An 887-nucleotide genomic window follows, 5' to 3' on the forward strand; every position below is an offset into this window, starting at 1 on the left:
TACGCTACCCGTGACGGGCGCGTCGATCGCGGCCGCAGTCCTCGTGGCCGACGGGCTCTTTTGGCACCCTCCGGGCGAGGCGTGACGACCGTTCCGTATCGAGACCGGAGCCGAAAAGCAGCTCCGTGAATCGCTCCGATTCAGACTGATGTTCGTCTGAGATCACGAGGTGTTCGAGGCGACCGTCGCCGGACGGACTGGCTCCGCAATGATTCGGGCCGGTCGTGCCGGTTACGAAAGTACAAGGAGAAGGCCCCGCCCTTCACAGTAGTTGCCGAACCTGACTGAGGCTCTTGATGCTGGGCTGTGTTGTTCAACAAATGGTCCAGACAACTGAGGCGAAACAGGTTTGCCGTGCTGCGTCGACGGTGCTGTTTCCAGAACTCGAATTCGGCGTAAAATCGTGTGGGAAGTACACGAGAGAGGATTTCCAAGAAATCCTCTCTCGGATTGCTTTTGATCAGGAGTTCGCAAATACGGGTGGGAAAACGCTCCAACTTGATCGTGACGAGCACGTCGATATCACCGCTACGGCTCGAAATCCACTCGCTAAATCGCTGCTGTATCACTTGCGCAATCTCTCTACAGACGCCATCATCGACCAGTTCGATGGCGACCCGAGAGGGACGACCAAGGAGTGTGCGTCCTGCGGCGTCTCGACGGAGAAGCCGCTGTGGGTCCGTGAACACTCCTGTCCTGCCTGCGGGTTTGAGGCGGACAGGGACGCGAACGCGGCGTGGAACATTCTTTCTCGCGGCCTCGAAGACGTAGGAGTGGGATACTCCGAATCAACGCCTGTGGAGACTGCGCTCCCTACGGACACCGGTTCGGTGTCTGTAAAGCGCGTCGTGGAAACAGGAAGCCCTACCCTCAAGGAGCGAACGGCG

The 887-nt window shown here is 58.7% G+C and carries 1 pseudogene; it reads left to right on the plus strand.

Going from position 1 to position 887, the window contains the following annotated elements:
• Positions 1–614: 614 nt before the first annotated feature.
• Positions 615–887 (plus strand): annotated as a pseudogene (locus tag EXE44_RS16710) (zinc ribbon domain-containing protein); the annotation flags it as partial.

The sequence above is a fragment of the Halorubrum sp. SS7 genome (assembly GCF_005435055.1).
Taxonomy (GTDB): domain Archaea; phylum Halobacteriota; class Halobacteria; order Halobacteriales; family Haloferacaceae; genus Halorubrum; species Halorubrum salinarum.